Below are 7,854 nucleotides of genomic sequence, written 5' to 3' on the forward strand. Positions count from 1 at the left end.
GGACGGCGAATAAAGGCGCGGGTAGCACCTACCAGGCTCGCCACATCGATTTCGTCACGCCGCTGGGAGATGTGCAGGCGGATCGTGTTACCCATGACCAGGATGGCTCCCACGGCGAGTAATCCTGCGAGAATCCACACCGCGCGCTTTCCTAAAGCAAGGATCGCCTGCAAACGCGCCACCCAACGCAGGTCTGATTGCGCACTGGCTACTCCCGGTTGCTGGCCCCAATAGGCTACCAGTGTTTGCAGCGCAGATGGACTCTGCGCCAGCGGGTTCAGTTCGACCACAAAAGAGGCCGGCAAGGGATTTTCACCTAAGGTCTGTATGGCCGCCGTCATTCCGGCGTGGTGCTCAAACTCCGTCAGCGCCGCCTCTTTGCCCACATAACGCACACTCACCACCCCGGTGCTGCGTTCGAGCAGGGCCTGGAGGTTCTGAACCTCTGCGGCAGAGGCGCCCTGGTGCAAAAAGAGAGAGATCTGCGCTTGATCCCGCCAGTGCCCCAAGAGTTGCTGGAGATTGTTGAGGGCAGCAAAAAGACCCACCGGAAGCGCCAGAACGATAGCCAGCGCCAGCACGGTCATGAGCGTGGCTACGGGCTGCTTGATCAGCGTATTCAGCGCATTTTTTGCCGCTTCCAGACGAATATGGAGATTCACGCCTTGTCCTCCTCAGGAGTGTGCAGACGGCCCTGTTCCAGGTGAAAAACCGGTAGGCCGAGGCGATTGACTTGCGATTGGTCGTGGGTAGCCACCAGCACGGTCGCTCCGTGGTGATGAAAGTCGCGGAAGAGATCAAGAATCTCCGTACTCAGGGAGTTATCCAGATTGCCCGTCGGTTCATCCGCAAGCAGAATTTCCGGAGTGTGGACGATGGCACGGGCAATGCCCACACGCTGCTGCTCACCGCCAGACAAGACCGCGGGCAAATCCTGCGCACGATCCCCCAGCCCCACCTTCTCCAGCGCCGCCCGTACCCGGCTTTGTATCTGTCGGCCAGTAAGGCCTCCCACCTGCAAGGTCAGCGCCACATTACTGAATACATCGCGATCCATCAGCAGCTTATGGTCCTGAAAGACGACACCGATCCGCCGCCGGTAGGCGGGAATATGACGGCGCCCGAGGGTGGAGACATCGATGCCATTGACCATCAGCGTACCGCGACTGACATCCTCCAAACGCAGAAGCAGCTTGAGCAGCGTACTTTTACCGGCGCCGGAAGGCCCGGTCAGCAGGGCCATCTCGCCTTTGTGCAAATGCAGATTCACCTCGCGGAGAACGTGATGCCGTCCCGGGTAATGCTTGGTGACGTTGATAAACTCGATCATGGCTTCGACTCCGCAAAAAGGGCATCGACAAAAGATTCGGGGTCAAAAGGACGTAGATCTTCGACCTGCTCACCAACACCGATATAGCGAATGGGGATGGGCACGGCCCTGGCAATGGCCGCCACCACGCCACCTTTGGCGGTGCCATCCAGCTTCGTGATGCAAATACCCGTCAACCCTACCGCATCGTGAAACTGACGCACCTGATTAAGGGCATTCTGGCCGGTGCCCGCGTCCAGCACCAGCCAGATCTGCTGTGGCGCCTCCGGGTCCTGTTTGCCAAGGACCCGCTTGATCTTCTTCAACTCTTCCATGAGATGACCCTGGGTATGAAGGCGGCCGGCGGTATCGGCGATGAGCAATTCGCTGCCGCGCGCGCGGGTCGTAGTCAGCGCATCAAAGATCACGGAAGCACTGTCGGCGCCCGTCCCCTGCGCCACCACGGGCACCTGCACCCGTTTACCCCATCCCTGCAACTGCTCCACGGCGGCGGCGCGGAAGGTGTCTCCGGCGGCGAGGACAATACCGAAACCCTCCGCCTTCCAGTGCGCAGCCAGCTTGCCGATGGTGGTCGTTTTGCCCGCCCCGTTGATACCCACCATGAGCAACACTTGAGAACGCCCCTTCTCGGGCGACCACTGTTGCGCGCGGGGACGCAGGATGTCGAGGAGTGACTCGCGCAATGCCGCCTGGAGCGCATTGGGGTCCGTGAGTTCCTTGCGACGCACCCGTTCCGTCACGCTGTCCATGATTTCACGGGTTGCAGCGGTGCCCAGATCAGCTTGCAGCAGTAAGGCTTCCAGGTCCTCCAGCAATTCTGCATCAATGACCTTTTTACCGAGTACCAGACGCCCCACACCCTCGACCAGTTGTTCCCGGCTTCGGGTCAGGCCTTGTCGAAGACGGGAGAAAAGCCCTTTTCCGGGTGTATCGGAAAGGGCTTCTGCCTGCGCTACAGCTTCCGCTGTAGCCGGCCCCACAGCAACCGGGGAGATGGTCTCTGCGGACGACGTTTCCCCCGCAGGAAGGCTTTTGTTACGCTTGAACCAGTCGAACGCCATTGGGTTAAGCAGACCTCAGACACTATGAATCTTTTCATTATCCACCGAAGGGCGGAATCGAACAATGCGCGCGACGCCGCACCGTGCCATGAGCGGCGTTTCTTGTCGCGGAATCGGCCCGTATGAGCGTCTCTATTATTGCGGGTCGTCATCGCGGCCGACGGTTGCTCACCCCGGCCGGTCCTTCCCTGCGCCCCACACCGGGCGCTGTGCGCGAGACACTGTTCAACTGGCTGGGAGGACGGGTGACCGGGGCACGGGTGCTGGATCTTTTCGCAGGTAGCGGCGCACTGGGACTGGAAGCCTGGTCACGCGGCGCACAAGAAGTCGTTTTCATCGAGAAAGACCCACAGCACCGCCAGCTCTTGTCCCGGAATCTGGCAGCCTGCGGAGTAGCGGCCCCGCAGTTGGCGGGTCCGGATGCCCTGGGATACCTGCAACATTGCACCCGGCCCTTTGATATCATCTTCGCCGATCCACCCTTCGGCCACGGCTGGCCGGCACGGATGGCCCCGATATTGTGGAATGGAAAGAAGTTCGCTGCGGAAGGCTGGCTGTATCTGGAGACCTCCGCCGCAGAGCGGTGGGATGACGCCCTAATCCCCAGCCATTGGCAAGCCTATCGGCGGGGCCGCTGCGGTGATTCGCACTACGCTCTTTATATGATTTTGCCGGAGCATTCCCATGACTAGACCCAACATAGAGCGCCGGATCATTTATCCGGGCACCTTCGATCCCATCACCAACGGCCATGAAGATCTGGTGCGGCGGGCAGCAACGCTATTTGATGAGGTCGTAGTGGCGGTAGCCGCCCAAACGGCGAAAACGACCATTTTCCCTCTCGCAGAACGGGTCGCGCTCGCTGAGGCAACTTTAGGCGGGATCCCGGGGGTGCGGGTACGGCCCTTCCCTGGTCTGCTGATTCACCTGCTGCAGGAGGAAAAGACCCATCTGATCCTGCGCGGACTGCGCGCCATATCGGACTTTGAGCATGAGTTTCAACTGGCCTCCATAAACCGGCGCATGGATGCCCAGATTGAGACGCTCTTCCTGATGACCTCCGATCAGCACACCTTTCTCTCTTCCAGCCTCGTGCGTGAAATCAGCCGGTTGGGGGGGGATGTGGATGCCTTCGTCCAGCCCGCCGTGGCCACCGCCTTAAAGCAGCATTTTCGTGTCGGCATGGACCCCAACGCTGCAGAAAAGTAAAATCTTAAAGTTGCCTTGAGGAGAATATATTAATGTCCCTACGCATTAACGATCAGTGCATCAATTGTGATGTCTGCGAGCCGGAATGCCCCAACAACGCCATCAGCATGGGCGCACAGATCTACGTCATCAATCCCGATCTTTGTACGGAATGCGTCGGTCACTATGACTCCCCGCAATGCATGGAGGTCTGCCCCGTCGACTGCATCCTCAGCGACCCCGACCATGCAGAGTCGCCGGAAGCCCTGGAACAAAAATTTCTGCAGCTTACGGGGCAGTAGTGCTGACCGGTTCCCGCAGCAGATGGAGCAATGGCGCCGAGTGACGGTCGAGGCGGGCCATTTGCTCCTGCGCAATCTGCAGGCTCTGCTGTAGTTGCTGAATGCGGGTATCAATATTACCCATGGTCTGAGCAATACTTTGCAGCGCATTGAGCTCCTCTTCGGCATTGTCCTGAAAAACCTGTAGTTGCTGGTTCATGACCGCCATGATCTCGTCTACCCAGGTCTCTGCCTCCCGTCTGGTTTCGACGACAAAATCGCGGGTTCGACTGGCTACAGTCAGGAAGGCCTTGCGCACCACGGCACTCTGGGTGTTCACAGCGATCTCCAGCATCATCCCGAAGCGCTCATAATTTTCCGCCATATCCATGAGCTCCGCCCGTCGTGGCATAATGGCATAGGGCACAGTCCGCAAGGCGGGTAAACGATAACGGCTCTGCAACGCCTGATACTCCCCGGCCACCAGTGCCGATACCTGCTGCGCACCCTGCAGCGCCTTGTCAAAATGGGCTATGGCCTCCGCGAAGAAAAGTCTGAAACGTTCGACGATACCTGCCGTTGTCCATACGGAAAGCATCTCCGCTTTGGCGTTGCTGATCACAAAATCAAAAGAAGCAGGCGCCAGAGGGACGAGCAGACACTCTTCAACCGCCTGACGGAAGGCCGCTTTTTTTTCCTCGAAGGCATGCCGGTCTTTCTCAAAGCTTTGGAGTAACCGCTGATGTTGTGCCACCAGTTCGGGCACTTTCTCAGCAGTCCGATCCCTGAGACTGCGCACGCTCTCTATCTGCGCCGTGATTCTATTCATTTGCTCATGCAGCAAATTTTTCTGGTCCATAACGACGCGCTCTACCAAAGCCCGGCACTTTGCCTGGATGGCCACTCGCCGTGCGGGCAATAGTACCTCAGCGATGGAACGCTCCAGGGCTGCCATTCCGCTACGTTCAAGCAACTTCTGATCCTTGCGGATTCGGGCGATGAGCCCCTTCTGACCGGAGACTGGAATAACCTGCTCACGAGGAATACGCAGCCGTTCCGCCGTTTTGTCCACCTGCTGCTCAATTTCTGCCACCACCCCAGACCAGTCACGCAATTCGTCCCAGAGGGTATCAATCTTGTTGAGGAGCACAATTTGCTTCTGGTGCGCATTGCGTATCAGATACTGTTCCCAGATGGTCAGGTCGCTTTGGGTAACGCCGGTGTCCGCACCCAGCACAAAAATAATGGCGTCCGCATCGGCGAGCATACCGAAAGTCAATTCGGGTTCCGCACCGATGGCGTTGAGGCCGGGGGTGTCCAGCACCGTGAGACCGGCATCCAGCATAGGATGTGCCAGATAAAGCAGGGCGTGACGCCAGCGCGGAATCAGCACCTTACCGAGGCCACAGGAGGGACAAACGGTGCGCTCGCGGTCTTTGGGCGTACGGTTGAGCGGCGGGCAAAGTCCGATGCGACGAGCATCCTCAATCGTCACACAAACCGTTTCCGTAAGATGAGCCAACGCCTGGCACCGTTCGTTTTTTTCTTCCAGCACCAGCGGCAATCGCGTCCACGCGCTCCCCGCCCTTTTGAGTTTTTCGATGCTGACATCGAGACTGCGGCTAGCAATGGGCAGGAGCTGCAAACCCGGCCGCCCCTGCGGCGCGCCGCGAATCTCCACGGGACACATGGTGGTCTGGCCGGAACTGGAGGGCAGCAGACGCGCCCCCATATCCGAGAAAAAGAGGGCATTAATCAGCTCGGTCTTACCGCGCGAAAACTCGCCGACGAGGGCGATACGCAAACTGTCCTGCTCCGTTTCATAAGCCAAGGTTTCCAGTTGCAGCATGGTCCCACTGGGCAGCAAGCCCAGATCGGCCGTCAACGCGGCCATTTCATGAAGACCGGTAATTACTTTTTGCCGCCAACTATTTAACGCGCGCAGCCCCTGCAGAATGGGGGATGCCTCTAACAGATGCTCTTCACTCATGCTTACTCCCGACTGGTCAGTGCTGACATTGGGAACAATAGGTCGTCGCCCGACCACTGATACGGATGCCGTGTAACGGCGCGCCGCACTGCGTACAGGGTTCCCCTTCTCGTCCATACACCGCAAGAGATAGTCGAAAATAGCCATTTCTGCCATCGGGCCGGGTGAAATCACGCAGGGTCGTTCCGCCCTGGGCAATAGCCGCCTCCAGGACATCGCGCACGGTCTGCACCAGCTTCCCATAGCGCGGCAGGGCAATACGCCCCGCGTGGCGGCGCGGATCGACACCCGCCGCAAACAAAGACTCATTGGCGTAAATATTGCCGACGCCGACGACGATATGGGCATCCATGAGGAAGGATTTAACCGGTACCTGCCGGTTTCGGCTCCGCTGATACAGGTATTCCGCGGTAAAACCATCGCCCAGCGGTTCTGGCCCCAGATGCCGAAGGAACGGATGCCGGTCGGGATCGGCGAGCCAGCACACGGCTCCAAAACGGCGCGGGTCATGGAAGCGCAAGCACAGATCGTCGGCAAAGAGCAGATCGACATGGTCATGCTTCTGCACCGGGGTGCTTTGCGGGAGGACGCGCAGGTGTCCGCTCATTCCCAGATGGATCAGGATCGCTCCCCGTTCCAGGTCGAGTAGAAGATATTTGCCCCGTCGCCGCAGGTTCAGCAGGCGCTGCCCGGCCACCCGCCCGGCAAGATCGGCGTTCACCGGCAAACGCAGGCGACCATCCCGCACCACTGCCCCCTCCAGACGCTGTCCCAGCAGATAGGGGGCGATACCCAGTCGGGTGACTTCGACTTCGGGCAACTCGGGCATGGTTAAGTCCTTGTTCCGCTGCTCACGCGTTCGCGCCCGGCCAGATCACAGCAGGTTCGCACCGCGCTGAAGCCGGCGTTGGTGAGCAGGCTGCGCACCGCCTTCCCCTGATCAGGACCATGCTCCAGCAACAGCATGCCGTGCAGCGAGAGGCGCTCATGCGCGCCCGCAATGATGCGTTCCAGGCACTCCAGACCGCGGGGACCAGCCACCAGGGCATCCCAAGGCTCATGACGCAAATCAGGGAGATGGGGATCGTTATCGGCCAGGTAAGTGGGGTTGGCCACAATCCGGTCAAAACGTAAGGTGCTATCCAGTGGTGCGTACCAGTCGCCCTCCAGCCAGTGTACCTGCGGCGCCAGAAGCGCACCATTGGCGCGCGCGACCTGTAACGCCGCCGGGCTGCGCTCCACGGCCCAGACCTCCGCCTGCGGCCGCGCCAGGGCAATGGCCAGTGCAACGGCCCCGGAGCCGGTACCGAGGTCAAGCACCCGCGACGCGCCCTCCTCCGCTAATTCCTCCAGGGCCAGGGTCACCAGCGTCTCCGTATCCGGGCGAGGGATGAGCACCGCAGGGGCCACGCACAGATCCAGCCCGTAGAAAGACCACTCGCCTAAACAGTAGGCCAAGGGTACACCCGCCCGGCGCTGCGTGAGCAGTGCGCTAATCCGTGCCTCCTCCTCTGAAGAAATTGGCCGCAATGCATTGCGTAGCAGCGCCGCCCCTTCCAGCCCAAGGGCCGCAGCCAGCAGCCAGCGTGCTTCCTGCTCAGGCTGATCAGTCAGCACCCGCAGTTGTTCGCGCAGATCATGCTGCCAGTCGCGCAGGCTGCGCGATGGATTGTGCGTTACGCCGGAATCAGAGGTCATCACCCAGATGCTGCAGGAGGTCGGCCTGATATTCCTTGATCAGCGGTTCGATAACGGCATCGAGCTCCCCCGCCAGTACCGCCTCCAACCGGTACAACGTAAGATTGATACGATGATCGGTGATCCGCCCCTGCGGAAAGTTGTAGGTGCGGATACGTTCGGAGCGATCCCCGGAGCCCACTAGCAGGCGCCTGGTCTGGGCCGCCGCGCTCTGCTGCTTCTCCTGCTCCTGCTCCAGCAGACGCGCCTGCAACAGCGCCATGGCCCGCGCCCGGTTTTTGTGCTGGGAGCGATCTTCCTGACAGG

10 protein-coding genes are annotated in these 7,854 nt (G+C 60.0%); 3 read left to right on the forward strand and 7 right to left on the reverse strand.

Going from position 1 to position 7,854, the window contains the following annotated elements:
• The 3 genes from AC2VNK_RS00810 to ftsY form a co-directional block, all read right to left on the reverse strand.
• On the reverse strand, nt 1-662 hold a 662-nt coding region (locus AC2VNK_RS00810), incomplete at its 3' end, for a cell division protein FtsX (RefSeq protein WP_486882462.1).
• Nucleotides 659-1,330 carry a cell division ATP-binding protein FtsE gene (gene ftsE, locus AC2VNK_RS00815; protein ID WP_291520683.1) on the reverse strand — a complete coding sequence of 224 codons (672 nt, stop codon included), beginning with the start codon at nt 1,328-1,330 and terminating at the stop codon, nt 659-661. The genes ftsE and AC2VNK_RS00810, both read right to left, overlap by 4 nt.
• Nucleotides 1,327-2,391: a signal recognition particle-docking protein FtsY gene (gene ftsY, locus AC2VNK_RS00820; protein WP_486882464.1), complete on the reverse strand. Its 1,065-nt coding sequence runs from the start codon at nt 2,389-2,391 to the stop codon at nt 1,327-1,329. Before ftsY ends, ftsE begins: the two co-directional genes overlap by 4 nt.
• 122 nt (nt 2,392-2,513) lie before the next feature.
• Between ftsY and rsmD the strand changes: the two genes are divergently transcribed.
• From rsmD to AC2VNK_RS00835, 3 genes are read left to right on the forward strand one after another with little or no spacing between them, the layout of a single operon-like run.
• A complete protein-coding gene (gene rsmD / locus AC2VNK_RS00825; protein WP_291520685.1) occupies nt 2,514-3,083 on the forward strand; it encodes a 16S rRNA (guanine(966)-N(2))-methyltransferase RsmD in 570 nt (189 codons plus the stop codon).
• Nucleotides 3,076-3,600: a pantetheine-phosphate adenylyltransferase gene (coaD, locus tag AC2VNK_RS00830; RefSeq protein ID WP_291520686.1), complete on the forward strand. Its 525-nt coding sequence runs from the start codon at nt 3,076-3,078 to the stop codon at nt 3,598-3,600. The genes rsmD and coaD overlap by 8 nt, the downstream gene beginning before the upstream one ends.
• Before the next feature lie 32 nt (nt 3,601-3,632).
• On the forward strand, nt 3,633-3,881 hold the full coding sequence (locus tag AC2VNK_RS00835; protein ID WP_486882465.1) for a YfhL family 4Fe-4S dicluster ferredoxin: 249 nt from the start codon (nt 3,633-3,635) through the stop codon (nt 3,879-3,881).
• Here AC2VNK_RS00835 and AC2VNK_RS00840 read toward each other — a convergent pair.
• From AC2VNK_RS00840 to AC2VNK_RS00855, 4 genes are all read right to left on the reverse strand, one after another.
• Nucleotides 3,868-5,850, reverse strand: a complete 1,983-nt coding sequence (locus AC2VNK_RS00840; RefSeq protein WP_291520688.1) for a dynamin family protein — start codon at nt 5,848-5,850, stop codon at nt 3,868-3,870. The two genes, AC2VNK_RS00835 and AC2VNK_RS00840, sit on opposite strands and share 14 nt — an antisense overlap.
• Nucleotides 5,851-5,866: 16 nt before the next feature.
• Nucleotides 5,867-6,679, reverse strand: coding sequence for a bifunctional DNA-formamidopyrimidine glycosylase/DNA-(apurinic or apyrimidinic site) lyase (mutM, locus tag AC2VNK_RS00845; RefSeq protein WP_291520689.1), 813 nt, complete (start codon nt 6,677-6,679; stop codon nt 5,867-5,869).
• Nucleotides 6,680-6,681: 2 nt separating this feature from the next.
• Nucleotides 6,682-7,548 (reverse strand): peptide chain release factor N(5)-glutamine methyltransferase, encoded by an 867-nt coding sequence (gene prmC / locus AC2VNK_RS00850; protein ID WP_486882466.1) that lies wholly within the window; start codon nt 7,546-7,548, stop codon nt 6,682-6,684.
• Nucleotides 7,538-7,854, reverse strand: a 317-nt coding sequence (locus AC2VNK_RS00855; protein ID WP_486882467.1) for a peptide chain release factor-like protein, incomplete at its 5' end; no start/stop codon positions are given. The genes prmC and AC2VNK_RS00855, both read right to left, overlap by 11 nt.

This window comes from Acidithiobacillus sp. TH-A35 (assembly GCF_057473505.1).